The following is a 24,850-nucleotide window of genomic DNA, read 5'->3' on the forward strand; positions in this document are numbered from 1 at the left end:
CGACCAAGACGGCCAGGGAATTTCTGGCCCCGGATGTGTGTTGTGCAACACATCCGGGGCACCGGAACACTGGATTTCTGTACGGATTCTCAGGTTGTGTCCCGGAGTGTTGGGCCGAATAGGCCACCAGCACCCCGGGACACCGGTTTCCACGGCGAATTCGCTGCCGGGAACTCTCAGGGAACCTTCAGGGTGTTTACACACTGGTACCGGAATCTTGAACCCTACTCGAGCGTTGCTCTCCATGTAACGACGAAGGGAGTTTCGGTGGCTCGCATGGCTCGTGTCCGCAGCACGGACGACGGTATCGACGGCAAGGACTCCGTCGGTCTCTATCTCGAAGAGATCGCGCGGACGCCTTTGCTGACGGCTGAAGAAGAAGTCGAGCTCGCTGAGACGGTCGAGGCAGGACTCCTGGCGGAGCAACTGCTGGCCGAAGGGCGGGTTGGACGCAAGAAGGGCGGAGCGCCCAAATATGCCACGGAGGAGGAGCTGGAGTGGCTGGCCGAAGAGGGCCAGCGCGCGCAGCAGCGGTTCGTGACCGCCAACCTCCGGCTCGTGGTGTCGATCGCCCGCCGTTACGGACGTTCCCAGATGCCTCTGCTGGACCTGGTCCAGGAAGGCAACACGGGACTGATCCGCGCGGTGGAGAAGTTCGACTACCGGAAGGGTTTCAAGTTCTCGACGTACGCGACCTGGTGGGTGCGGCAGGCCATCACCCGCGGTATCGCGCAGCAGGCCCGTGTGGTCCGGCTGCCGGTGCACGTGGTGGAGCAGCTGAACCAGATCGGGTCGGCACGGCGCACGCTGGAGCGCAAGCTCGGGCGGGAGCCGGAGATCGACGAGATCGCAGCCGAGCTGAACCTGGACCCGGAGCGGGTCACGGAACTGATCCGCATCGGCCGGGACCACATCAGCCTGAACAGCCCGGTCGACGACGAGGGTGAGACCTCGCTGGGCGACCTGATCGCGGCCGAGACCGCGCCGGGTCCGGACCAGCTGGTCGCCGACGCGTCGGACCGTTCGGGACTGTTCAGTCTGGTCGACCAGCTCGACCCGCGGTCCGCGGACGTGATCCGGCGCCGCTACGGTCTGCACGACGGCCGCCAGGCCAAGCTGGCCGACATCGGCGCGGTGCACGGCATCTCCGCCGAGCGGGTCCGCCAGATCGAGCGCGAGGCACTGGGCCGCCTCCGCCTGATGGCAGACCCGACGCTGGCCGCGTAACACCCACCCCGAAACCCCTCAGGACCCCCGAGCCACGATCTGGCTCGGGGGTCCTTTCGGTTCTCAGCCCGACGTCAGCCCAGGTGGATCCAGGACTCGACCGGAAGGTGGTCACTCGGGAACTGCCCGTCCTTGCTGAAGGTGTTGATGTTCGCCTTCGAGACGCGCAGACCCGGGGTGGTGAGGATCCAGTCGATCCGGTCCCCGTTCGGCGTCAGAGGCTTGTACCCGTGGAACGTCGCGTACAGGGCACTGCGGCGCTCGGCCGTCACCCAACTGTCGGCGAACTTCCCGCTCGTCACGAGCTTGTCGTACACGGTCAACCCCGGCTTGGCGGCCTCGTTGAAGTCCGCCGTGAGGATCACCGGCAGCGCGGGGTCGAAGCCGGCGATCCGCTGCAGGATCAGGTCGGCGGACTTGGACCGCGCCGTCGCGTCGTACGCCTCCAGATGGGTGTTGACCGCGTAGAACTCCTTCGACGTCGCCTTGTCCTTGAAGCGCACCCACGTCACCATCCGCGGGCAGCAGCCGCCCCAGGTCTGGGAGCCGATCACGTCCGGGGTGTCCGACAGCCAGAAGTGGTCGTACTCGAGCGGCTGCAGGCGGCGCTGGTCGAAGAAGATCATCATGAACTCGCCCTTGCTGCCGCCCTCCCGCCCCAGCCCGATCGAGTCGTACGCTGGGCCGAGGTCAGAGGCGATGTCCTGCAACTGGGAGTACAGGCCCTCCTGCGTGCCGATGAGCTGCGGGCGTGCCTGCCGCAACTGCTCCCGCATCACCGGACGCCGCTCCGCCCAGGTGTTCGGCGGGGTGTCGCTGGCGTACCGCAGGTTGTACGACATCACGTGCAGTGGTCCAGTTGCCTCGTCCGAGGTTGGCGCGGCCTGTGACACCCCGCTGGTGAGGGTCAGGCCGGCGACGGTCGCCGCGACGAGCGCGGCGAACCGACGGCGCATGGTGAACATGTCAAAAACCTCCAAGGGCGGTTTGCAAGGAGGTTGGACGTTAACCAGATCGGGTGACGCGTCGCTAGCCGTAGCGCGTCGCGGACGTTAAGCGGCCGCTTCGTTCCAGGAGTCGATCAGCGGGGGCAGCTCGGACAGGCGCTGGACGGTCACGTCCGGCGTACCTTCCGTGTGACCGATCTGCTCGAGCGGGATCGCGCTGTGCGGCAGGTGCGCCGCGCGCATCCCGACGTTCTGCGCGCCCCAGACGTCGTCGAACAGCCGATCGCCGACGAACAGGCACCGGGACGGCTCATCGACCTCGACCGCCCGCATCGCGGCCAGGAACGCCTCCGGGTGCGGCTTGGTGTGCGCGATCTCGCTGGTGTAGACGGCTCCGTCGAGCAGGTCGAGTACGCCGTCGCGCGCGAAGACCTCCTCGTGCCGCCGACGCGGCCAGATCGTGTTCGACAGGACGCCGACCTTGAGACCGCGGTCCCGGAGCGCCTGCAGCGTGTCGACCGCGTCCGGCTCCAGCTCGGTGTGCGGGTCCCACTGCCGCTCGTACTCCGCCAGCGCCGCGGGCGTCATCACCACCTCGGCCAGCGAGCACACCTCCTCCAAGGTGCTGCTGCGGTGCTCGTCGCGTGAACGCCGCCACACAGAGCCCTCGGCCGCGACCAGCCGGGCCGCCAGCTCATCGGCATTGTCCTCGTCGAGCAGCACAGACACGGCCCGCCACGTCTCGTGGAGAGAGATGTCGTGCCAGGTTGCCAGCGTGCCGCCCCAGTCGAACAGGACAGCTTCGATCTTCGCGTTCGTCACCCGGCAAAGCCTGCCAGAGCCGACCGACAGTTCTCGCCTGCCTTTCAGCTCAGCCGGCGGATCTCCTGCCGGCGGGCCAGCCAGGTGACGGCGATCAGGTAGAACGCCAGGCACGGAATGTCCGCGACGAACAGCGTCCACGGAGCGCCGCCCTGCACATCCCACTGATCCCCACGGCCCGTTGCCGCCGGCAACAGAAAGGCGATGAGGTTGTTTAGCACGTGCAGAGCGATCGCGGCCTCCAGTCCCCCGGTCCGGACCGTCAGCCAGCCCACTACCACCGCGAACATGAAGATGTCCGCCATCGCCCAGCCGATGTACGCGTGGGCAGACGCGAAGGCAACGCCGCCCACGACGATCCCGGGCCACGGCGAACGGAACAGCCTCCGCAACCAGCGCGCCCGCCCGTTCGGGTCGTCCGGACCGTAGGCGCCGACCGCCTGGATCAGCCAGCCGCGGAACACGAACTCCTCGGCCGTCGACTGGAACGGCACGAGGATCAGGATCACCAGCGCGGGTACGACGAACGCGCTGAAGCCGATCCAGTCTCCGCCGGCGGTCCCGATCGAGTCGTCGGACGGAAACACCGCGTCGACCAGCACGCCCATCGCGAACGACAGTGCGATGTAGCCGAACGCCGGCAGGCAGCACCACAGCAGCCAGCGCCAGCGGATCCGGTTCAGCACCGAGGCAACGCTCCAGAACGGCCGGCGTTGGACCATCCACGCGACGAGGCCGACGAGCGGTGTGAGGACGCCGAGCAGCACCAGCGTCACGGCGAGGTTCTCGGTGTCGCTCGGGAAGATGTCCGTGCCGCTCGGCGTCGGGAACGGTCCGGCCAAGGTGCGGTGCGCGATCACCCACACGACCACGACGAGCGAGGTCAGGACGAACGCGAAGAGGCCGAGCAGGAGGGTTCCGACGAAGGGCCGCCACCAGGCGTGCTTCGGCGTACGGGCCAGCCGGTGGTACGGCGTACCTGCCGGTGCCTGGACCGTCCGCGGCTCGCGATACACGGGCTGCGGCGGGTAGGCGCCGTACGGCTGTTGATAAGGCGGTGGGTATTGCGGCGGGTACTGCTGCGGTTGCTGCTGCGGATATGGGCCGGCATGGGGCGGCGGTGGCGGCGGCTGCCCCGGCTGGGAGTATGGGCCCGGTTGCGGAGGCGGTCCGGGCTGCTGCGGGTCCATAACTGGACTCTAGAAGATCGGGCCAACTGGACGGAGGGAGAACACGGTGGTTACTGAACCGACGCTTGGGGCGGACCGGCAGACGGACGCGTTACCGCAGTCCGTGCTGATGCCGCTGAGCGGTTCCGCCATCTTCCTGGTGGTCCAGGTGCAGCCGGGCGGCGAGGACCGGACCCGCGACCTGCTGGAGCGGCTGAGCGGTCTCGTGCGCTCGGTCGGGTTCCGCGTGCCGGGCGGCAACCTGTCCTGTGTCACCAGCATCGGCTCGGACGTCTGGGACCGTTTGTTCAGCGGACCGCGCCCGGCCGAGTTGCACCCGTTCGTCGAGCTCAAGGGCGCCACGCACCACGCGCCGTCGACCGCGGGCGACCTGCTCTTCCACATCCGGGCCGCGCACCAGGACCAGTGCTTCGAGCTGGCCGGCCAGATCATGAACGTGCTCAACGGCGCCGCGACGGTCGTCGACGAGGTGCACGGCTTCAAGTACTTCGAGATGCGCGACCTGCTCGGCTTCGTCGACGGCACCGAGAACCCGACCGGTAGCGACGCGCACGCCGCCGTACTCATCGGCGACGAGGATCCGGACTTCCGCGGCGGCAGCTACGTGATCGTGCAGAAGTACCTGCACGACCTGAAGGCGTGGAACACGCTGACCGTCGAGCAGCAGGAGCTCGCCGTCGGGCGGACCAAGCTCGACGATATCGAGCTCGACGACGCCAAGAAGCCCGGCAACGCGCACATCGTGCTCAACGTGATCGAGGACGAGGACGGCAACGAGCTGCAGATCCTGCGCGACAACATGCCGTTCGGCGCCGTCGGCACGCAGGAGTTCGGCACCTACTTCATCGGGTACGCCAAGACGCCGGCGGTGACCGAGCTGATGCTCCGGCGGATGTTCATCGGGGTGCCCGAGGGCAACCACGACCGGCTGCTCGACTTCTCCACCGCTGTCACCGGCTGCCTGTTCTTCACACCCCCCGCGAACTTCCTGGACGACCTGCCCCCGGCACCCTGAACGCCATTCCCCGAACCGGACCTCACGCCCTTCGCCCGAACCGCCTCCACAAACCTCCCCAAACCGGTTTGGGGAGGCTCCGTCCTCCGACCGGGGAGCACAACTGCCCGATTCGGGCGGGTAGACCTCCCCAAACCGGTTTGGGAACGGGATCCAGCGACGGGCGTCCAGCGGATTCGTCCGCGGTTGAGCTTTCGTCCCGCAGGCCGGAGTCTGTCGACCTGGCCATGGTCCTCACCGAGTCCGGCTCTGGTCACCTTGGGCACCTTGGGCACCGATCAACCGTTTTCCGCCGCGCATTCTGGTTGACCCGCACTCAAGGTGGTCACAGGCGCATGCCGCGGCCCCTGCCCGGGTGGGTGTGAGGAGATGCCAGGGCCGATGGCGCTGGCGCCCGGACTGTCGGCGGGTTGAGTGACACTTGGGACATGTTGCTCACCGAGGTGGTCGAGACGTCGGCCGCGCTGGCCGGGACCCGGTCGCGGCTGAAGAAGGCCGAGTTCATCGCCGGCTTGTTGTCCAAGGCCACCGAACCGGCCGAGATCGAGATCGTCGTGACGTACCTGTCGGGCGAGCTGCGGCAACGGCGCACTGGAGTGGGCTGGCGGACGCTGATGGACGCTCCGGAGCCGGCCGCCGAGCCGACGGTGACGGTCGAGGAGGTCGACGCCACGTTCGCGGAGCTGGCGGAGATGTCGGGCACCGGCGTACAGGCTCGCCGACGCGCTGCGGTGGACGGGTTGTTCGCGCGGGCGACGGCGGACGAGCAGCGCTTCTTGCAACTGCTCGTCGGTGGTGAGCTGCGACAGGGTGCGCTCGACGGCGTCATGGCGGATGCGGTCGCGCGGGCGACGGGCATTCCGCTGACCAAGATCCGGGCCGCGGCGATGTTGCGCGGGGCGGCTGCTCCGGTCGCGGTCGCCGTACTGACCGAGGGCGAGGCGGGGCTCGCGCAGTTCGGGCTCGAGGTCGGCCGTGGGGTGCAGCCGATGCTCGCGCAGTCGGCGACGAGTGTGGCGGAGGCGTTGGAGAAGACGGGTACGCCGGCCGCACTCGAGTGGAAGCTGGACGGGATCCGGATCCAGGCGCACCGCGACGGCGAGAAGGTCGTCGTCTACACACGGACGCTGGACGACATCACCACACGGGTTCCTGAGGTGGCGACCGCCGTACTGGCGCTCGATGCACAGCAGGTCGTGCTCGACGGCGAGCTCATCGCGTTGCGGACCGACGGGCGACCGGAGGCGTTCCAGGTGACGGGGTCGCGGACGGCGACCCGGGCTGCGACGGGGCCGGAGTCGGTGCCGCTGACGCCGTACTTCTTCGACATCCTGCATCAGGACGGGGAGGATCTGCTCGGGCTCGACGGGGCCACGCGACAGGAGTGGCTGGCGAAGCTCGTGCCTGAGGAGCGGCGGGTGCCGCGGCTCGTGACCGATGACGCGGACGCCGGTCAGGCGTTCTTCGCGGAGGCCGTGCGCCGCGGGCACGAGGGTGTGATGGTGAAGTCGTTGACCGTGCCGTACGAGGCGGGTCGGCGCGGCTCGGGATGGGTCAAGGTCAAGCAGACGCACACGCTCGACCTGCTCGTGCTGGCGGCGGAGTGGGGTCACGGGCGACGGACGGGCTGGTTGTCGAACCTGCATCTCGGCGCGCGGGACGAGGAGACCGGCGAATTCGTGATGCTCGGGAAGACGTTCAAGGGGCTCACGGACGAGCTGCTGCGGTGGCAGACGGAGCGGTTCCAGGAACTCGCCGTACGACGGGACGACTGGGCGGTCTACCTCCGGCCGGAGGTGGTGGTGGAGATCGCGTTCGACGGCGTACAGACCTCGCCGCGGTATCCGGCCGGGATGGCACTTCGGTTTGCCCGGGTGATCCGGTATCGCGAGGACAAGCGGCCTGCCGACGTTGATACCGTGCAGACGGTGCGCGAGATTCACCTCGGACCCGGTGCAGAAGAGAGTGTGGGCGATGAGTGAAGACCCGGATGTCGTGTCGCGGCGGATCGCGCGCGAGTCACTCGACCGGGACGACCCGACCGGCTGGTTCGAGAATCTGTACGCCGCTGCCGCCGAGGGGTCCGCGGTTGTCCCGTGGGATCGCGGTACGGCGCACCAGTTGCTGAGCGAGTGGGTCCAGGAGTCCGCGCCGGACGGCGCGGACAAGACGGCACTGATCGTCGGAGCGGGCACCGGGTGGGACGCCGAGCTGATCGCCGACCGCGGGTACGACACGACCGCGTTCGACATCTCCCCCACCGCGATCGAGACTGCGCTCCGCAATCACCCGGACTCGAAGGCGCACTACCGAGTCGCCGATCTGCTCGCGCCACCGCCTGATTGGCATCACGCGTTCGACCTCGTGGTGGAGATCTATACCGTTCAGGCGCTGCCGATCCCACTCCAGCCCGAGGCCGTCAAGCAGGTCACTGAGTTCGTCGCGCCCGGCGGCACGCTGCTGGTCATCGCCGCCGCCCGGCCGGACGACCAGCGCGACGACGCCATCCAAGGTCCGCCCTGGCCGCTCACGCGCGCGACCATCCAGTCGTTCGCGAGTGCGGATCTCCGGCTCATCCAGCTCAGCCAGTCCCCCAGCCCTGCCGACGCAAGCGTCCTGCGCTGGCGAGCCGAGTACCTGCGCGACTGAGATCCCATGGCCGCCCTGCCTCCGCTCGTGCAGCCCGATCAGATCGTGGAACTGCTGCGGATCGGCGGGCGGCTGGTGAACGACGACGTGACGCCGGTGGACGTGTTGCCGGCCGATTCGCCGTACCGGGAACACGATCCGAAGCGGGAGTTCTTCTTCGGCGATCCGCGCCTCGTCGCCGCCGAGGTGGTGCTGCCGGACCTGCGGAACTCGCTCCTCGTGGGCACCCGGGTGGGCTGAGATTGCATGGGAACATCTGTTCGATAATGATGTAGACTCGGGTTATGGCGGGGCGAAGTGTGGTGGGGCCGACGGCGTTGCGGATGATGCTCGGGAGTCATCTGCGGGAGCTGCGTGAGCGCGCCGGCGTCACTCGCACCGATGCGGGCTGGGCGATCCGGGCCTCGGAGTCGAAAATCAGCCGCCTCGAGCTGGGACGCGTCGGGTTCAAGGAACGCGATGTCTCCGACCTGCTGACGTTGTACGGCGTGCAGGACGCTCGCGAGCGCGATCGGCTGCTGCAGCTGGCCCGCGAGGCCAACGACCCGGGCTGGTGGCATCGGTACGGCGACGTCACGCCCGAGTGGTTCGACTCGTATCTCGGGCTCGAGGCGACCGCCGAACTGATCCGCACGTACGAGATCCAGTTCGTGCCCGGCCTCCTGCAGACCGCGGACTACGCACGCGCCGTCGCTCAGCTCACGCCCGGCGGAGCACGAAACGAGAGCGAGATCGAGCGGGTCGTCGCCCTGCGCACCCGCCGGCAACGGGTGCTCGACCGCGAGCCGCCGCTCAAACTCTGGGCCGTCATCGAAGAGGCTGTGCTGCACCGGCCGATCGGCGGCACCGACGTACTGCGGAGTCAACTCGACGCGCTCCGCGAAGCCGTCACCCGCCCCAACGTGACCGTCCAGATCATCCCCCTCGAAAGCCCCGGCCACGCCGCGACCGGCGGCGCCTTCAGCCTGCTCCGCTTCCCACAACGCGACCTGCCCGACATCGTCTACCTGGAGCACCTAACCAGCGCGCTCTACCTGGATAAACGCGACGACGTCGAGGCGTACACCCAGGCTTTGGACCTCCTGGCCTCCACCAGCCCGTCCCCCCAGCAAACCGAGCACGACCTCACCCGCCTACTCGCCCGCTTACCGTAGACCCGTCACGCCGACCGGTCCCGCGAAGCGGGCTCGCCGCCGCCGACCTCTCGGCCGCCGTCCCCCACGTTCCTCGAGTCGTGGATCTCGGCGTGTCGACGACGGCCAAACGCAGCCTCGATCCACGACTCGACGTTCCGCGCGACAGCAGAGCCGGGGTTATCCCCTCGTGTGCAGGGTTCTCCCTTCGTGTATCAGTAGAGAACCCACCACGCGAGGGGATAACCCGTCGGCTGCTCGACGGGTGGCGGCCGGCCGGCGGTGCGACTACCTGGGCGACGGCGGGAGTGGAGCCGAGTGCTTGGTCTGGGGGTTTTGAGGGTCAGACCTCGAGTTCTTCGCGGTGGGCGGTGATGGCGAGGTCTGGGTGGTGGAGGTCGAAGGCTGGGGATTCGGAGCGGATTCGGGGCAGTTTCTCGAAGTTGTGGCGGGGTGGTGGGCAGCTGGTCGCCCACTCGAGCGAGCGGCCCCAGCCCCACGGATCGTCAACCTCTACTCGTGGAGTGCGGCGCGACTTGTAGATGTTGTAGAGGAACGGCAGCGTCGAGACTCCGAGGACGAACGCGCCGACCGTCGACACCTGATGCAGGACGGTGAAGCCCTCGCTCGCCCGATAGTCGGCGTACCGGCGCGGCATGCCCTCGACGCCGAGCCAGTGCTGCACCAGGAACGTCGTGTGGAAACCGATGAACAGCAACCAGAAGTGCAGCTTGCCCAGCCGCTCGTCGAGCATCCGTCCCGTCAGCTTGGGCCACCAGAAGTAGAACCCGGCGAACATCGCGAACACCACCGTGCCGAACACGACGTAGTGGAAGTGCGCGACCACGAAGTACGAGTCGTTCAACTGATAGTCCAGCGCCGGCGACGCGAGGATGATCCCGGTCAGACCGCCGAACAGGAACGTGACGAGGAAGCCCACCGACCACAGCATCGGCGTATCCATCGAGACCGACCCGCCCCAGATCGTGCCGATCCAGTTGAAGAACTTCACCCCGGTCGGCACGGCGATCAGGAACGTCATGAACGAGAAGAACGGCAGGTTCACGCCGCCGGTCACGAACATGTGGTGGGCCCAGACCGCGATCGACAGCGCCCCGATCGCGAGGGTCGCGGCGACCAGACCGAAGTACCCGAAGATCGGTTTGCGGCTGAACACCGGCAGGATCTCGGTGATGATGCCGAAGAACGGCAACGCGATGATGTACACCTCGGGATGCCCGAAGAACCAGAACAGGTGCTGCCACAGCAGCGCGCCACCGTTCGCGGCATCGAACACGTGCGCGCCCAACGTGCGGTCCGCCTCCAGCACCAGGAGCGCCGCCGCCAGGATCGGGAACGCGATCAGCACGAGGATCGACGTGACCAGGACGTTCCAGCAGAAGATCGGCATCCGGAACATCGTCATCCCCGGCGCGCGCATGGTGATGATCGTGGTGACGAAGTTGACGCCGCCGAGGATGGTGCCGAGACCGGCCATCCACAGACCCATGATCCACAGGTCTCCCCCGATCCCCGGCGATCGCATCCCACCCGACAACGGCGCGTACGCCGTCCAGCCGAAGTCGGCCGCCCCGCCCGGGCTCATGAACGCGCTGATCGTGATCAACCCGCCGAACAGGAACAGCCAGTAGCTGAACATGTTCAGCCGCGGAAACGCCACGTCCGGCGACCCGATCTGCACCGGCATGATGACGTTGGCGAACCCGACGAACAGCGGGGTCGCGAACAGCAGCAGCATGATCGTGCCGTGCATCGTGAAGAGCTGGTTGTACACCTCTTCGTTCACGATCTGCAGACCCGGCTCGGCCAGCTCGGCGCGGACGACCAGGGCCATCACGCCGGCGATCAGGAAGAACGCGAACGACGTGACGAGGTACAGCTGGCCGATCACCTTGTGGTCGGTTGTCGACAACAGCCGGCCGATCACCTGCCCCAGCGGCCGCCGCCCTACCTCGGCAGCGGTCGAGGAGCGCTCGGTGACTCCGGCATGCCCACTGACGCTGGCCATGCGACCTCCCGTATTACCGATTTCCTTCGATTAGACACCTATGGATCGTCATCAGCTAGCTCTGAGGACCGGCCGCGATCATCGCGCGTACGTCGGCCAGTCGCAGCGTCGCGGGGTCGACGTCCATCAGACACCACGTGGCGCCCGCCTCGGCGTACGGGCGTGGATCGACCGACGGCTCCAGGGCCACCGCGATGTCGTAGTCGTCCAGATTGCCCCGAAGTTCACCCAGTACGGCGGCAGGCTCGGCCACCTGATCCGGTGACGTGAGGTTGACCGGGAAGAATCCGTCGTACCGCGCCGCCCGGCGGACCGGCTTCGCGTTGCCCGGGAACCCGGCCAGCCACACCGGCACCTTGCCGGCCACCGGGCGCGGCAGGAACTGCACGTCGTCGACGAGGTAGTGCTTGCCGTGGTGGTTCACCGGCTCCCCCGTCCACCCGGCGGTCAGGATGTCGAGCGTCTCGTCCATCCGCTCGGCTCGCCTCCGGTCGTCCACCTCCTCGCCGGTCTTGGAGTACTCCTGCGCGAACCGGTCGCTGCCCAGCCCGACGCCGAGGATCAGCCTGCCACCGGAGAGCCGGTCCAGGGTCGTTGTCTCGCGCAACAACTTGGTCGGCCGCCGGCGCGCGATCGGCGAGACCATCGGGCCGATCCGCAGCTGTTCGGTGGCGGTAGCCATCGCGCTCATCGTGATCCACGGATCCGACACCTCGCGGATCGGTTCCCGCCACCACAGCTGGTCCCAGAGGAAGAACCCATCCCACCCGGCCTCCTCGGCCGCAGCCGCGAGCCGCGCGACCTCCACAGGATCGGACAACTCGTCGAACAACGGCAGCCAGACTGCGTACCTCATCATCGCTCCTCGGTGTGGTTCATGAGCTCATCGACAAAGGTCTTCCAGTACGGCGCCGACAGTCCGTGCCCCATGCCCGCTAGCACTGCTAGCCGAGCGCCTGGCACCGCGTCACGGATCGATTCACCGTGGGGCAACGGAAGCAGCGGATCCGCATCGCCGTGCAGCACGAGAACCGGCATCGCCAGGTCGCCGAATCCACCGTTCTTCGGTCCGTCGAACGTCATCGCGAAGTGGTTCGTCAGCGAGGCCTCGTAGTTCCGCGCTCGCGCCATGTCTTCCCGCACCAGAGCGCGGGCCTCGGTCTCGTCGAAGTGACCCGCCGCCTCGGCTTCGATCGACCGTACGACGTACTCCTCGACCGCAGCGGCGTCGGCGAAATCCGGCCAACCCAGTCGTGGCATGTCGGCCGACGGTGGCGGGAGGCCGTCGTCGCCGGTGCTCGTCGACACGAGCGTCAGCGAAGCGACTCGCGACGCGTGGTCGACGCCCAGCATCAACGCCGTACCGCCGGACATCGACTGTGCCACCACGTGCGCCCGATCGATGCCGAGCGCATCGAGCAGACCGACGGCGTCCACCGCCAGGTCGCTCATCGCGTAGCCCGGTTCGCCGGTCGGGAACGACGTCGAGCGGCCGGTGTCGCGCTGGTCGTAGCGGATCACGAAGCGACCGCGCGCCGCCAGTTCGGTGCACAGTCGGGCGTCCCACCAGAGCATGGACGCGCCCGCGCCGTGGATCAGCAGGATCGCGGGGTCGGCGGGATCGCCGTACGTCTCCGCGCTGAGTTCGACGTTGTTGACTGCGTAAGTTGTCATGCTTCGACCGTAGAAGCGGACGATCATCGTGAAAAGCGATTGATTCTTATCAAAGCGATCGCCATCGGCGATAGAGTGCAGCCCATGTACGAATTACGTCATCTGGCGACGCTGGCCGCTGTCGCCGACGAGGGGTCGTTCGGCCGCGCCGCGAGCAGGCTCAGGTACACCCAGTCGAGTGTCAGCCAGCAAATCGCGATCCTGGAGAAGGCGGCCGGCGGTCCGCTCTTCGATAGGCCCGGTGGGCCGAAGCCGGTCCGGATCACGCCGCTGGGCACCGTCGTCCTGCAGCACGGACGCGAACTCCTGCGTCGTGCCGACGAGATGCGCGACGGGATCGAGCGATTCCGGGCAGGCGACAGCCGGATCGACATCGCCACATTCCAGACCGTGTCGAACACGCTGCTGCCGCAGGTGATTCGCGGACTCCGCGACGCACATCCGGGGTGCGACATCCGGCTGTTCGAGGAGGAGACAGATGACCCCGACCTCGCCGGGCTCGACCTGATGTTCTTCGACGGCCGGGGCGGCGACGGCATCGAGGACCTGAAGCTGCTGGACGACCCGTACTTCCTCGTCGCGCGGCCCGGCGATTTCCCGGCCGGACCGGTCGCACTCGAGATGCTCGACGGACTGTCGCTGGTCGCGCACCCCGCGATCTGCCACCAGGCAGTCGTCGAAGACTTCCTCAACGCCCGCGGCATCCACCCGCAGGTCGTGTTCCGCACCGAGGGCAACGAGGCACTGCTCGCGATGGTCCGCGCCGGCCTCGGCGCAGCACTGATGCCGCGTCTCGCCGTACTCCGGGACGACGAGAGTCTGGCGCTGCATCAGCTCACGCCAGAACTCCCGCCGCGAGAGATCTTCTTGCTGTGGCAGGCCGGCCGCACGCACTCACCGCTTGCGGCGCACGCGATCGAGCTCGCGCGGAGTGCGGCGGCCGCCCTTGTCTAACTGACAGTCAGAACCTTCGACGCCGTCTGCGTGCCTTGGTGGTCGGCGTCCGCCAGCCACACCACGCGGTACGTGTACGTGCCGCGCGCGGCCGGCTTGATGCTGAACGCGTATTTGCCGTTCGTCGTCAGCTTCCCGGTCGTCACGGCCACCCACGACGTACCGGAACGACGCTGCAGGTACGCCGTCGTACCGGCATGGGGCGGGTTCAGGTAGCCGTACAGCAGGGTCGATCCGCCGAGCCTGATCGCCGCCGGAGTCAGGTACGCCGACATTGCCGGGTGGACCTGGACGAGGGCCGCCGCACTCCGCGTCCCGAGTACGCCGGTGGCACCGTTGTAGCCCCACATGTAGTACGTCGACACCGCCGGCTTCTGCGTCGCCTTCGCCACGCCGTTCGCGTCCGAGGTGAACGTGCCGACCGTCGACCACTTGCTGGCGGTCTTCGCCTTCGAGTACAGCACCACCGGTACGCCGGCCAGCTTGGCGCCGTCGAGCCGGGACACGGCCGTCGACAGCGTCACCGCGCCCGTGTACATGATCGACGCCGCACTCGCCCCGATCGTCGCCTTCGAGCCGACCAGCCGTACGTCGACGCCCGGACCGATCTTGCCCATGCTGTCCTTCACCCACACGCGATACGCGTAGCTGGCTGAGTTCGCCAGCCCGGTGTGGGTAAACAGACTCGCGGTGCCGTTGTAGATCGGCGTACCCGACGTCGGCAGCGGCGGCGGTGTCGAGCCCGCGGCGGCGCGGACCATGATCTGGCCGAGCGTCGTGTTGGCGGGCTTCGTCCAGCGCAGCGTGGCAGCCGCAACCCCACCCGACACGGTGAAGCTGCTCACCGGCGGCGGCGGAGCGGTCAGGTTCAGGTAGTTCCGGTCGATGGACATCGTGACGCCACCGTTGGTCTCGCTCACGTCACCCGCGAACTGGTGCACGCGCTGGTGGTTGCTCCAGTACGTCGCCGGGATGAAGCGCGTCGTACCGACCGGCGTCGAGCCCCAGTGCGCGAACCAGATGTTGTCCGGCCGCATGTACGCCGTACTCGTGTAGGCACTCGCCAGATCAGCAGCGCCCGAGGCCGCGCCGACGTACGCGCCGCCGAGGTAACCGCGCGAGTTCAGCTCCTGCGTCCACCCGCTCAGGTACGACAGCACGGCCGCCTTGCAGGCAGCCGTCGACGTATACGCCTCGATGTCGCTGTAGATCGCGCTGCGCTGCGCGAACCCGAGCGCCTGCGCCGCGGCGACCGCGTTGATCGCAGCATTGCGCCCCTGGATCAAGGCGGTCGAGGCGACCGACGACATCCGGCTGTTGTACGTCGTGCACGGCGCCTGCAGGCCGACGTCGATGAGCAGGAACTGCCAGCCCTTGCTCGCGTTCGCAGCGACCCAATCCGCGGTCAGGTTCGGCTGCGCGCACGCCCGCAACCCGCCGCTGATGTAGATGCCGACCCCTTGGTACGTCGGACGCCACGCATCCATCGCGCCCTGCGACGGCGCCGCGCAGGTGTCGAACCCGTTGCCGGCGTAGTTGCCCGTCGCAACGATCGTCGGCGCTACCGCGGCCTGCTCGGCGACGCGCGCCGACGGCGTCTTCGTCACCACGCGGCCGGTCGCGAGTACGTCGTTCGCCGTGACCTCGGCGCCCGGCGCGTAGTACGCCGTCGCCAGCACGCCCGCGTCGACGACCGCGCGACGGAGCAGTCCGTCGCTGGACGGCTGCGATGTGGTCAGCGGCTCGAGGATCAGGCCCGAACTCCGGCCGACGAGGTGCGCCGGGCAGTTGGCTTGTGCCGTGCTGCGGCCCAGGTACACGGCCGGCTGATCGAGCCGCACACAGGCGGTCGGGTTCGCGGCCAGATCGACGACCGGCCAACTGGCCGGGACTGTTACTTGGTAGCCGCGGTACGAGATGGTTTTTGTGTCTTCAGCGGTGGCCGGGCCGCTTAAAGCGACTCCGGCGACCAGGCCAAGGGCAAGAGCGAGCCCCCCAGGTCTGAACAACCTCACATTGCTCCCCAGTTCATCGTTGGACGGTGCCCCCAAGTGAAGGCGAGCGCCTGCGCTCCTGTCGAAGAGCTTCCGGCACTCGCCTCGATGGCCAGATGCTATCGGCGCAGGAAGTTCGGCCGTCTGGCGGCATGTTTTGGATCGATCGGTCCATAACGTGCTAGGCTCGGCGACATGCCGAGACCGAGGACCTTCGACGAGGACCGTGCCGTGGATGCCGCGATGCGGGTGTTCTGGACCTCGGGCTACGAGGCCACCTCGACACAGGACCTCTGCGCGGCGACCGGGCTCGGCCGAAGCAGCATCTACAACACGTTCACCAGCAAGCGCGATCTGTTCGACCGCGCACTGCAGCGGTACGTCGATCGCTTCACCGCTGCCCAGCTCGAGGTCATCCAGGACACGACACTGCCGGTCCGCGAGCGCGTCCGGCAGATCCTGTGGACCGCGGTGGAGCCGGATCCCGGCGACCCGACCGGCTGCTTCGTGATCAACACGATCGTGGAGCTCGGCCCGAAGGACGCCGAGGTCGTCGATCTCCTCGATCGCGACCACGAGGCCAAGCTCGCCGCACTGACGACCGCCATCCAGGCGGCGCAGGCGGCCGGTGAGATCGACCCGGAGCAGGATGCGGCCGGGCTCGCGACGTACGTCTTCACCGTTCTCGGCGGTCTGCGCGTGGCCGCCCGCCGTGGCGCGACACCCGACAGTCAGCGGATCGTCGTCGAGGCAACGCTGCGCAGTTTCTGATTTCCCGCGGTTCACCCTGCCCAAGTTTTGAACCGATCGATCTAATACTTGAGAGGCCCTCATGCCCCGCGCTGTCTATCTGCTCGGCCTGGCGATCTTCGCCCAGGGCACGTCCGAGCTGATGCTCGCCGGTCTGCTCCCCGAGATCGCGACCGATCTGAACGTCTCCATCCCCGCAGCCGGCCTACTGATCTCCGCGTTCGCCATCGGCATGCTCGTCGGCGCACCGATTCTGGCGGTCACAACGCTGCGCTGGTCCCGGCGCGCCGCGATGCTCGCGTTCCTCACGATCTTCGCGCTCACCCACGTGGCCGGCGCGCTCACCTCGTCGTACGGCGTGCTGATCGCGACCCGGGTCGCGGGCGCCTTCGTGTACGCCGGGTTCTGGGCGGTCGCCTCCGTGACCGCGATCGAGCTGGCCGGGCCGGAAGCGCGCGCGAAGGCGATGAGCGTCCTGGCGAGCGGTCTCACCGTGGCCACGATCGTCGGGTTGCCTGCCGGGACGCTGCTCGGCCAGCATCTCGGTTGGCGGTCGGCGTTCTGGGCGGTTGCCCTCCTGTCGGTCCTCGCGATCGGCGGTGTCGTCGCGACGATCCCCGGCGGACGCGCAGAGAGCGCTCCCCGGCTGCGTCTCGAACTGCGCAGCATGGCGAATCCCCAGCTCTGGCTCGCCTACGGGACGACGGCGCTGTCGACCGGCGCGATCCTGGTGATCTTCAGCTACCTCGCTCCTCTGCTCACCGAGACCACCGGCCTGTCCGCGGCCTGGGTGCCGGTGATCCTGGCGCTGTACGGCGTTGGCGCGCTGGTCGGTATCACGATCAGCGGACGCACCGCGGATCGGCGACCGTTCAGGACACTCGTCGTCAGTCTGACCGGAGTGATCGGCGCGGCGATCGTGCTCGCGCTCGCGACCGGCACGCCGTGGCTCGCCATTCCGGCGATCATCGGCGTCGGGACGTTCGGCTTCGCCACCAACCCGGCGGTGAACTCGCGGGTGTTCGGTGTCGCCGGATCCGCGCCGACGCTCGCCGCCGCCTTCAACATCTCGGCCTTCAACGTCGGTATCACGGTCGGCCCCTGGCTCGGCGGCCTGGCACTCGACGCGGGCGCGGGCTATTCCGCGGTCGGCTGGATCGGCGCCGGACTCGGAGTGCTTGCCTTCGGCACCATTCCGCTCGCTGTCCGGGCCGCGGGCCGAACCGCTCAGCCGACGTACGAGAGCGCGAGCTCGATGACCGGCGCATAGGCCGCGCGGCGGTCGTCCGTCCAGGTCGCGGCACCGCCGGCAAGGTCGTCGGTCGTCATGCGGTAGATCAGCGCGCGCACGAGCATCTGGCCCCATTCGGGCAGCTGCGCCCACCGTGCCGCGAGCTCCGGCTCGGCGCCGTACCAGCACAGTGCATCGGCGACCGCGACAGCCGCCGCCCAGGACGGCGGTCGCCAGTACACCGGCCAGTCGATGATCGCCGGCGGGAGACCGTCGGCGAACATCACGTTCCCCGGCAGATCACCGTGCACCACCTGCGCCACCAGTTCCACCGGCCGCCACGCGGCGACGAGCGGACCGACAAGGTCGACGTACGCCGGACTTCCGTCGACCGACTGTTCCCGCCAGGCGACGCGGTCGCCGTCCGCCCACGGGTCATGGCGGGTGTCGATGAACTCCGGCCGCGGCAGCCCGGCGACGGCCTCATGAAACGCGGCCGCAGCGGTGAGAACCTCGTCCTGCCGCCGCACATCCGTCGCACCGACCAGCAGCTCACTGGCTTCCCACCCGAACGCGACCCACGCACCGTCGCGTGCTTGCACCGGCCGCGGCACCCGGAAGTCCCCGGACTCCGGCAACCCACTCAGCACCTCGGCGCGCCATGCGGACTCGGCGTCGGCGCGCTTGAACACGACCGCTCCGGAGCGCCAGGTCTCCCCCTGTCCGCCGGCCAACCGAACGGGCGGCTCGGTCAGGCTGAAGGCGTCCAACACCCGACGCGAAGGTCCCTGCATGCCTGCACTCTTTCATCGTTAGGTTTGAAGCGTGGTGGGAGGCCGCCCTTCTGAGTCAGGACTGACGGGCGCGCACCGACGCCACCTCGGCCTTCAGGTCGGCCCAGAACTCGGCACCGGCAGCGATCCGGAACCCCAGCCGGTACACGGTCGTGGTCGCGGCGCCGCGCACCCGTAGGTGCACCTCCGACCGTCCGGGATGCGCCGCCAGCACGTCGCGCAACTGGTTCACCGTCCGCGGTACGACGTTGCTCTGCGCCATCTCCAACTCGACGACCCCGACCGTGGCCAGATCAGGAACCATCACCTCGGAACCGATCAGCCGCGGTACGTCGTCCCGCTTGTCCAACCGCCCTTTCACGAACACCACCGCGTCCTGCTGCAACCGCCCGGACACCAACTGGTACGTCGCCGGGAAGAACAGGCACTCGACCGACCCGGCGAGATCCTCGATCGTTGCCGTGGCCCACGGATCGCCCTTCTTCGTCACCCGCCGCTGCAACCCGGAGATGATCCCGCCGATCGTCACCACCGTGCCGTCGGACTGATCACCGAGCTGAGCAATCCCCACGTCGGAACGCTCGGAGAGCGCTCCCTCGAGGCCGAACAACGGATGGTCCGACACGTACAGCCCCAGCATCTCCCGCTCGCGCGCCAGCAGGGCCGCCTTGTCCCACTCGTCCGGCGCGAAACTCACGTCGAGCGCGAACACCGGCGATTCCGACGTACCGAACAGATCGAACTGCCCCTCGGCCTCCTTCCGCTTGACCGCGACGGCGTTCTCGACCAGCTCCTCGTGTCTCGCGAGCAAGCCCTTGCGCGTGTGCCCGAGCGTGTCGAACGCACCGGCCTGGATCAGCGACTCGATCGCACGCTTGCTGCAGGCAACGGACTCCACCTTCGCGAGGAAGTCCGGGAACGACGCGTACCGACCGCCCTCGCGGCTGCGGATGATCCCGTCGACGACCCCGGCCCCGACGTTCCGTACGGCGGAGAGCCCGAAGAGCACCACGTCCTCACCCTGTGCGGCGAAGTTGGCCAGCGACTCGTTGATGTCGGGCGGCAGCACCTTGATCCCCATCCGCCGGCACTCGTTCAGGTACACCGCGGACTTGTCCTTGTCGTCCTTCACCGACGTTAGCAACGCCGCCATGTACTCGGCCGGATGGTTCGCCTTCAGGTACGCCGTCCAGTACGACACCAGCGCGTACGCCGCGGCATGCGCCTTGTTGTACGCGTACCCGGCGAACGGCACGAGGACGTCCCACACGGCCTGCGTCGCCGCGTCCGAGAATCCGTGCTGCCGGCAACCATCCCGGAACGGGACGAACTCCTGGTCGAGCACCTCCTTCTTCTTCTTGCCCATCGCGCGCCGCAGCAGGTCCGCCTGGCCCAGGCTGTACCCGGCGAGGATCTGCGCCGCCTTCTGCACCTGCTCCTGATAGACCACCAGCCCATAGGTGATCCCGAGCACCTCCCGCAGCGGCTCCTCGAGCTCCGGGTGGATCGGCGTGATCTCCTGCTGTCCGTTCTTCCGGAGCGCGTAGTTCGTGTGCGAGTTCATCGCCATCGGACCCGGCCGGTACAACGCCGTCACGGCGGTGATGTCCTCGAACTGATCCGGCCGCATCAGCCTCAGCAGCGCGCGCATCGCCGTACCGTCGAACTGGAAGACGCCGAGCGTGTCGCCACGGCTCAGCAGCTGGAACGTCGGCGTATCGTCGAGCGGCAACCGCAGCAGCTCGATCTCGAGGCCCTTCGTCGCCCGCACCATCTTCACCGCGTCGTCGATGACGGTCAGGTTGCGGAGCCCGAGGAAATCCATCTTCAGCAGCCCGAGGGACTCGCAACTCGGATAGTCCCACTGCGTGATCGTGACGCCGTCCGAGTGCCGGACCCAGACCGGGACGTGGTCGACGATCGACTCGCTCGACATGATCACGCCGGCCGCATGCACCCCCATCTGCCGGACGAGGCCCTCGACGCCCTTCGCAGTGTCGATCACCGTGCGTACGTCGGGGTCGTTCTCGTACATCGACCGGACCTCGGCGGCCTCGTCGTACCGCAGATGCTGCGGGTCGGTGATCCCAGTCAGATCGATGCCGGAGCCGCCGACGTCGGCAGGCATCGCCTTGGTGATCCGGTCGCCGGTCGCGTACGGGAGGCCGAGGACACGGGCCGAGTCCTTGATCGCGTTCTTCGCCTTGATGGTGCCGTAGGTGCCGATCATCGCGACCTTGTCGGCGCCGTACTTCTCGGTGACGTAGCGGATCACCTCGACCCGGCGGCGTTCGTCGAAGTCGATGTCGACGTCCGGCATCGAGACCCGCTCCGGGTTCAGGAACCGCTCGAAGATCAGCCCGTGCTCGATCGGGTCCAGGTCGGTGATGCCGAGCGCGTACGACACCAGCGACCCGGCCGCCGAGCCGCGGCCCGGCCCGACCGCGATGTCGTTGCCCTTGGCCCACATGATGAAGTCCGCGACCACCAGGAAGTAGCCCGGGAACCCCATCTGGATGATGACGTCCATCTCGTACTCGACCAGCTTCTGGTAGCGCTCGTCCCACCCGTCCGGGTACCGCCTGCGCATCCCCCGCAGTACCTCGTCGCGGAACCACGTCACCTCCGTGAACCCCTCGGGTACGGCGAACCGCGGCATCAGGTCGCGCTTTGTGAACATCCCGGTGGTGTCGATGCGCTCGGCAACCACCAGCGTGTTCCGGCAGCCGTCCTGCCAGGCGTCCGAGGTGTCGACGGCGTACATCTCGGCGGCCGACTTGAGGTAGTGGCCGGACCCGTCGAAGCGGAAGCGGTCCGGGTCGGCCAGCGCCTTGCCGGTCTGGATGCAGAGGAGGGCGTCGTGCGCCTTGGCCTCGGCCGCGTGGGTGTAGTGCGAGTCGTTCGTGACGAGCGGTGGGATGCCGAGCGTGCGGCCGAGGTCGAGCAGGCCGTCGCGGACCCGGCGCTCGATCTCGATGCCGTGATCCATGAGTTCCAGGAAGTAGTTCTCCTTGCCGAAGATGTCCTGGTACTGCGCGGCCGCCTCGACTGCGGCGTCGTACTGGCCGAGTCGTAATCGTGTTTGCACCTCTCCGGACGGGCAGCCGGTGGACGCGATCAGTCCGTCGGACCATTGGGCGAGGCTGTCCTTGTCCATCCGCGGCCACTTCTGCAGCCAGCCCTCCTGGTACGCGTCGGAGGACAGCCGGAACAGGTTGTGCAAGCCGGTCGCGTCGCGCGCCCAGATCGTCTTGTGCGTGTAGCCGCCGGATCCGGAGACGTCGTCGCGTTTCTGGTGCGGTTGTCCCCAGAACACGCGTTCCTTGGTACGGCGGGACGCGGGCGCGACGTACGCCTCGATGCCGATGATCGGCGTGACGCCGGCCTTCTGCGCCTGGTGGAAGAAGTCGTACGCGCCGTGCAGGTTCCCGTGGTCCGAGATCGCGAGATGGGTCATGCCGTGCTCGGCGCAGGCCGCGAACAGGTCCTTCAGCCGCGCGGCGCCGTCGAGCAGCGAGTACTGCGTGTGAACGTGCAGATGTGTGAACGAAGGCACCCGAGCTCCACAACCGTCAGTTGTCTGGAGCCCTCATCCAAGGAGCGTCCGGCGTGTGGATCAAACAACCCTGGACGCGTTGCCGACAACCCGCGGTTGTACTGTCTGGTCCCGTGAATCTCGACAGCCTGCGCGCGTTCGTCGCCGTCGCCGAGGAAGGCCAGTTCCGGTACGCCGCCGACCGCCTGCGACTGAGCCAGCAGGCCGTGTCGAAGCGGATCGCGGCGCTGGAGTCCTCGCTCGGCGCGACGCTCTTCGACCGGGTACCGACCGGCGCGACGCTGACGGCTGCCGGGCGGACGTTTCTACCGCACGCGCACGCCGTACTGATCGCTGCTCGCCACGCTGTCGAGTCGGTGCAGAACGAGGTGCGGCCGCTGCGCGTCGACATCCTCGGGAGCCGGCTGCTGCCCGCCGTACTCATGCTGGATTTCCACCAGACGCACCCGGAGATCCCACTCAAGACGTTGGTGCTGCGCGGTTTGGGAGCGGCGCTTCCAGCGCTGCTCGCTGGTGAGATCGATGCGACGTTCGCGTATCACCCCGAGCCGCTGCCGGCTGGGCTCGAGAGCATGGTCGCGTACCTGGAGCCGCACGAGATTGTCGTCGGGGCAGGGCATGCGCTGGCGAATCGGACCTCGGTGCCGGTGGACGAGCTGCGCCGGTACACGTTCTGGATCCCGGGGATCATCGAGGGCAGCGAGTGGGGTGCTTTTTATCAGGAGCTGACCGCGGAGTTCGGCCTGACGATCGACTCGACCGGTCCGAACTTCGGGTTCGAGGATCTGGTAGGGACGATCGCCGAGTCGAAGTCGCTGATCACGTTCTGGGGTGAGCGGACCCGGGAGGCGGGTCCGTGGCCGCGCGGCCTGCGGCGTCTTCGGGTCGTGGACCCGACGCCGGTCTATCCGTGGTCTTTGATCTGGCTCAGCTCGAACAAGCATCCAGATCTGGTGAAGCTGATCGAGCACGTACGACGACAGCCACAGCCCGCCGACACCAGCGAACTGTGGGTACCCCGACGACTCCGCAGCTAACTACTCTTTCGCGAGTCGGAGCGCGCTTGCAGGCCGGGTGCGATCTAGGATTTCGCGGTGACTGATCTCGACCTGTTCGGCGACCTCGACACCGGGGCGCTTCCGGAGCGGCAGCAACGCATTCTGGTGGTGATCCGGGACTGGGTGACGCGGCACGGGTACCCGCCGAGCAGCCGGCAGATCGGCGACGCGGTCGGGCTGCGCTCCTCGTCGTCGGTGTCCAAGCACCTTTCCAGTCTCGAGGAGAAGGGGTTCCTCCGCCGGAGTCCGTCGGTCTCCCGGCCGATCGACGTCCGGATGTTCCTCCAGGAGCCGGCTGCGGCGACGAGTGACGACAACGTGCCGGTGCCGGTGGTCGGCGACATCGCGGCCGGTACGCCGATCTCCGCGATCGAGCACGTCGACGACGTACTCCAACTCCCCCGCGGCCTGACCGGTCGCGGCACCGTGTTCGGCCTGCGCGTCCGCGGTGAGTCGATGATCGACGCCGCGATCTGTGACGGCGACATCGTCGTGGTCCGCCAGCAGTCCGAAGCCCACTCCGGCCAGATCGTCGCCGCGATGCTCGACGACGAGGCAACCGTCAAGGTCTACCGCCGCCGCAACAACCACGTCTACCTAGAACCCCGCAACCCCGCCTACGAGGTAATCGACGGCGACAACGCAACAATCCTCGGCGTAGTCGTCTCAGTCCTCCGCAGCTTCAGCCGGTTGGGGTCGGGCGTTTGACGCCGAAGAGTTGGTTGATGACCGGGGTGGATGACAGGAGCCAGGCTAGGAGGGCGGAGATGGCGAAGGCGGTGGGTAGGAGTGCGGCGTACTTGAGCCAGAGGTTGGTGTGCCAGCTGACGATGTAGTAGGCGAGCGCGAGGATTACCGGCTGGTGGATGATGAAGTACGGCATTGCGGCTCGGGCCAGGCGCGGGGGTAGGGTGCGTTGGAGGGCGGGGGCGCGGAGGCCGAAGCCTAGGACGGCGACCAGCCAGCCCCACACAGCGAGGGTGATGAGCGGCGAGTACCAGACGTACGGCCAGGAGTAGCCCGGGTTCGGCCACCAGCCGTCGAGGAAGTCGATGATGCCGGTGACGACACCGAGCACGAACGCGCCGACGCCGAGGATCAGTCCCGGTACGGCGTCCCGTCGTACCGCGGCCAGGAGTCGCTCGTCCGACATCACGAGATACCCGACGACGAAGAAGTCGAAGAAGAACACGAACTCGCCCCACCCATGCTCCGGACCGGGCGCGGCGAGCAGCAGCAGGTGAATCGGCACGAGAGGTACGGCGAGCAACAGGATCGACCCGCGCCGCTGAAACCGCCGCGCGATCCAGTCAGTTCTCCCGCGCAGCAACAGGAACAGCGGCAGACCGAGTACGGCGAACTGGATCAGATACACGAGGAACCACAGGTGGTACGTGTCGCGTAACCACAGCGGCGCATCGCCGGCGAGATCGCTGAAGAACGTCCGCACATCGCCGAAGAACGAGGCCGTCGACCGGCCCTTGTGGTGCTCCTCGATGAAGTACTGCAGCGGTGACAGCAGCACGTACGCGACGAAGAACGGGACGAGCAACCTCAGCGAGCGCTCTCTGAGGAACTCGAGCGCGCTCCGCCACCGCAGCGCGAGCCAAGCGGCCGAGCCGGAGATCATGAAGAAGAACGCCAGCCCCCACAAACCCAGGAACGCGATCGCGACCGAGATCCCACCACTCGTCTGCGCGTTCTTCACATGCCAGTCGCCGTCGTCGAACGGCCGCAGGGTGTGGAACACGAACACCCCGAACACCGCGATCACGCGCAACCAGTCGAGAAACCACAGCCGTTCGCCCCGCCCCTCCACACCCATGG

The 24,850-nt window shown here is 67.8% G+C and carries 21 protein-coding genes; 11 read left to right on the forward strand and 10 right to left on the reverse strand.

Translation table 11 applies throughout. The features are described from left to right. Window positions 1-267 precede the first annotated feature (267 nt). Window positions 268-1,227: a sigma-70 family RNA polymerase sigma factor gene (locus EV649_RS24165; protein WP_130385833.1), complete on the forward strand. Its 960-nt coding sequence runs from the start codon at window positions 268-270 to the stop codon at window positions 1,225-1,227. 74 nt (window positions 1,228-1,301) lie between these two features. On the opposite strand, the gene EV649_RS24170 is transcribed toward EV649_RS24165, so the two are convergent. The 3 genes from EV649_RS24170 to EV649_RS24180 form a co-directional block, all read right to left on the reverse strand. Continuing rightward, window positions 1,302-2,192, reverse strand: a complete 891-nt coding sequence (locus EV649_RS24170; protein WP_130385834.1) for an endonuclease/exonuclease/phosphatase family protein — start codon at window positions 2,190-2,192, stop codon at window positions 1,302-1,304. An 87-nt stretch (window positions 2,193-2,279) separates the two neighbouring features. Then, on the reverse strand, window positions 2,280-2,996 hold the full coding sequence (locus EV649_RS24175; RefSeq protein WP_130385835.1) for an HAD-IA family hydrolase: 717 nt from the start codon (window positions 2,994-2,996) through the stop codon (window positions 2,280-2,282). A gap of 44 nt (window positions 2,997-3,040) precedes the next feature. Then, on the reverse strand, window positions 3,041-4,186 hold the full coding sequence (locus EV649_RS24180; RefSeq protein WP_130385836.1) for a CPBP family intramembrane glutamic endopeptidase: 1,146 nt from the start codon (window positions 4,184-4,186) through the stop codon (window positions 3,041-3,043). A gap of 46 nt (window positions 4,187-4,232) precedes the next feature. Here EV649_RS24180 and EV649_RS24185 point away from each other — a divergent pair, with 46 nt between their 5' ends. From EV649_RS24185 to EV649_RS24205, 5 genes are all read left to right on the forward strand, one after another. Next, complete coding sequence (locus EV649_RS24185; RefSeq protein ID WP_130385837.1) at window positions 4,233-5,201, forward strand: Dyp-type peroxidase; 969 nt, start codon at window positions 4,233-4,235, stop codon at window positions 5,199-5,201. 428 nt (window positions 5,202-5,629) lie between these two features. Beyond that, entirely contained in the window at window positions 5,630-7,183 is a 1,554-nt protein-coding gene (locus EV649_RS24190) for an ATP-dependent DNA ligase (RefSeq protein ID WP_130385838.1), read from the forward strand. Further along, window positions 7,176-7,850, forward strand: a complete 675-nt coding sequence (locus tag EV649_RS24195; protein ID WP_130385839.1) for a class I SAM-dependent methyltransferase — start codon at window positions 7,176-7,178, stop codon at window positions 7,848-7,850. Before EV649_RS24190 ends, EV649_RS24195 begins: the two co-directional genes overlap by 8 nt. Before the next feature lie 6 nt (window positions 7,851-7,856). After that, window positions 7,857-8,090, forward strand: coding sequence for a hypothetical protein (locus EV649_RS24200; RefSeq protein ID WP_130385840.1), 234 nt, complete (start codon window positions 7,857-7,859; stop codon window positions 8,088-8,090). A 44-nt stretch (window positions 8,091-8,134) separates the two neighbouring features. After that, a complete protein-coding gene (locus EV649_RS24205; protein ID WP_130385841.1) occupies window positions 8,135-9,004 on the forward strand; it encodes a helix-turn-helix transcriptional regulator in 870 nt (289 codons plus the stop codon). A gap of 322 nt (window positions 9,005-9,326) precedes the next feature. On the opposite strand, the gene ctaD is transcribed toward EV649_RS24205, so the two are convergent. Genes ctaD through EV649_RS24220 form a run of 3 tightly spaced genes read right to left on the reverse strand, consistent with a single transcriptional unit; the run spans window position 9,327 to window position 12,686 of the window. Beyond that, the gene (ctaD, locus tag EV649_RS24210) at window positions 9,327-11,012 is read right to left on the reverse strand and encodes a cytochrome c oxidase subunit I (protein ID WP_130385842.1); all 1,686 of its coding nucleotides are present in this window, start codon (window positions 11,010-11,012) and stop codon (window positions 9,327-9,329) included. A gap of 55 nt (window positions 11,013-11,067) precedes the next feature. Beyond that, window positions 11,068-11,868: an LLM class flavin-dependent oxidoreductase gene (locus EV649_RS24215; RefSeq protein WP_130385843.1), complete on the reverse strand. Its 801-nt coding sequence runs from the start codon at window positions 11,866-11,868 to the stop codon at window positions 11,068-11,070. Beyond that, window positions 11,868-12,686, reverse strand: a complete 819-nt coding sequence (locus tag EV649_RS24220; protein ID WP_130385844.1) for an alpha/beta hydrolase — start codon at window positions 12,684-12,686, stop codon at window positions 11,868-11,870. Before EV649_RS24220 ends, EV649_RS24215 begins: the two co-directional genes overlap by 1 nt. Window positions 12,687-12,770: 84 nt before the next feature. Here EV649_RS24220 and EV649_RS24225 point away from each other — a divergent pair, with 84 nt between their 5' ends. Further along, the gene (locus EV649_RS24225; protein ID WP_130385845.1) at window positions 12,771-13,640 is read left to right on the forward strand and encodes a LysR family transcriptional regulator; all 870 of its coding nucleotides are present in this window, start codon (window positions 12,771-12,773) and stop codon (window positions 13,638-13,640) included. Here EV649_RS24225 and EV649_RS24230 read toward each other — a convergent pair. Next, window positions 13,637-15,655 (reverse strand): DUF1906 domain-containing protein, encoded by a 2,019-nt coding sequence (locus EV649_RS24230; protein WP_130385846.1) that lies wholly within the window; start codon window positions 15,653-15,655, stop codon window positions 13,637-13,639. The genes EV649_RS24225 and EV649_RS24230 overlap by 4 nt on opposite strands. Before the next feature lie 174 nt (window positions 15,656-15,829). On the opposite strand from EV649_RS24230, the gene EV649_RS24235 reads away from it, so the two are divergent. Together EV649_RS24235 and EV649_RS24240 are read left to right on the forward strand one after the other, a co-directional pair. Then, window positions 15,830-16,405, forward strand: coding sequence for a TetR/AcrR family transcriptional regulator (locus EV649_RS24235; RefSeq protein WP_130385847.1), 576 nt, complete (start codon window positions 15,830-15,832; stop codon window positions 16,403-16,405). A 61-nt stretch (window positions 16,406-16,466) separates the two neighbouring features. After that, entirely contained in the window at window positions 16,467-17,654 is a 1,188-nt protein-coding gene (locus tag EV649_RS24240; RefSeq protein ID WP_130385848.1) for a Cmx/CmrA family chloramphenicol efflux MFS transporter, read from the forward strand. Here EV649_RS24240 and EV649_RS24245 read toward each other — a convergent pair. Then, window positions 17,612-18,409: a TIGR02569 family protein gene (locus EV649_RS24245; protein ID WP_241998602.1), complete on the reverse strand. Its 798-nt coding sequence runs from the start codon at window positions 18,407-18,409 to the stop codon at window positions 17,612-17,614. The two genes, EV649_RS24240 and EV649_RS24245, sit on opposite strands and share 43 nt — an antisense overlap. Before the next feature lie 55 nt (window positions 18,410-18,464). After that, on the reverse strand, window positions 18,465-21,965 hold the full coding sequence (dnaE, locus tag EV649_RS24250; protein WP_130385849.1) for a DNA polymerase III subunit alpha: 3,501 nt from the start codon (window positions 21,963-21,965) through the stop codon (window positions 18,465-18,467). Window positions 21,966-22,078: 113 nt separating this feature from the next. Between dnaE and EV649_RS24255 the strand changes: the two genes are divergently transcribed. Both EV649_RS24255 and lexA read left to right on the forward strand, forming a co-directional pair. Beyond that, window positions 22,079-23,002 (forward strand): LysR family transcriptional regulator, encoded by a 924-nt coding sequence (locus EV649_RS24255; RefSeq protein ID WP_130385850.1) that lies wholly within the window; start codon window positions 22,079-22,081, stop codon window positions 23,000-23,002. A 57-nt stretch (window positions 23,003-23,059) separates the two neighbouring features. Next, on the forward strand, window positions 23,060-23,731 hold the full coding sequence (lexA, locus tag EV649_RS24260; protein WP_130385851.1) for a transcriptional repressor LexA: 672 nt from the start codon (window positions 23,060-23,062) through the stop codon (window positions 23,729-23,731). On the opposite strand, the gene EV649_RS24265 is transcribed toward lexA, so the two are convergent. After that, the gene (locus EV649_RS24265; RefSeq protein WP_130385852.1) at window positions 23,706-24,848 is read right to left on the reverse strand and encodes an acyltransferase; all 1,143 of its coding nucleotides are present in this window, start codon (window positions 24,846-24,848) and stop codon (window positions 23,706-23,708) included. The two genes, lexA and EV649_RS24265, sit on opposite strands and share 26 nt — an antisense overlap. Window positions 24,849-24,850 lie beyond the last annotated feature (2 nt).

This window comes from Kribbella sp. VKM Ac-2569, assembly GCF_004216905.1.
Lineage (GTDB): Bacteria > Actinomycetota > Actinomycetes > Propionibacteriales > Kribbellaceae > Kribbella.

Coding starts and splice junctions, on each gene's coding strand:
- EV649_RS24170 (WP_130385834.1), bottom strand. CDS start 2,192: ATGTTCACCATGCGCCGTCGGTTCGCCGCGCTCGTCGCGGCGACCGTC.
- EV649_RS24180 (WP_130385836.1), bottom strand. CDS start 4,186: ATGGACCCGCAGCAGCCCGGACCGCCTCCGCAACCGGGCCCATACTCC.
- EV649_RS24190 (WP_130385838.1), top strand. CDS start 5,630: ATGTTGCTCACCGAGGTGGTCGAGACGTCGGCCGCGCTGGCCGGGACC.
- EV649_RS24195 (WP_130385839.1), top strand. CDS start 7,176: ATGAGTGAAGACCCGGATGTCGTGTCGCGGCGGATCGCGCGCGAGTCA.
- EV649_RS24200 (WP_130385840.1), top strand. CDS start 7,857: ATGGCCGCCCTGCCTCCGCTCGTGCAGCCCGATCAGATCGTGGAACTG.
- EV649_RS24205 (WP_130385841.1), top strand. CDS start 8,135: ATGGCGGGGCGAAGTGTGGTGGGGCCGACGGCGTTGCGGATGATGCTC.
- ctaD (WP_130385842.1), bottom strand. CDS start 11,012: ATGGCCAGCGTCAGTGGGCATGCCGGAGTCACCGAGCGCTCCTCGACC.
- EV649_RS24215 (WP_130385843.1), bottom strand. CDS start 11,868: ATGAGGTACGCAGTCTGGCTGCCGTTGTTCGACGAGTTGTCCGATCCT.
- EV649_RS24220 (WP_130385844.1), bottom strand. CDS start 12,686: ATGACAACTTACGCAGTCAACAACGTCGAACTCAGCGCGGAGACGTAC.
- EV649_RS24225 (WP_130385845.1), top strand. CDS start 12,771: ATGTACGAATTACGTCATCTGGCGACGCTGGCCGCTGTCGCCGACGAG.
- EV649_RS24235 (WP_130385847.1), top strand. CDS start 15,830: ATGCCGAGACCGAGGACCTTCGACGAGGACCGTGCCGTGGATGCCGCG.
- EV649_RS24240 (WP_130385848.1), top strand. CDS start 16,467: ATGCCCCGCGCTGTCTATCTGCTCGGCCTGGCGATCTTCGCCCAGGGC.
- EV649_RS24245 (WP_241998602.1), bottom strand. CDS start 18,409: ATGCAGGGACCTTCGCGTCGGGTGTTGGACGCCTTCAGCCTGACCGAG.
- EV649_RS24265 (WP_130385852.1), bottom strand. CDS start 24,848: ATGGGTGTGGAGGGGCGGGGCGAACGGCTGTGGTTTCTCGACTGGTTG.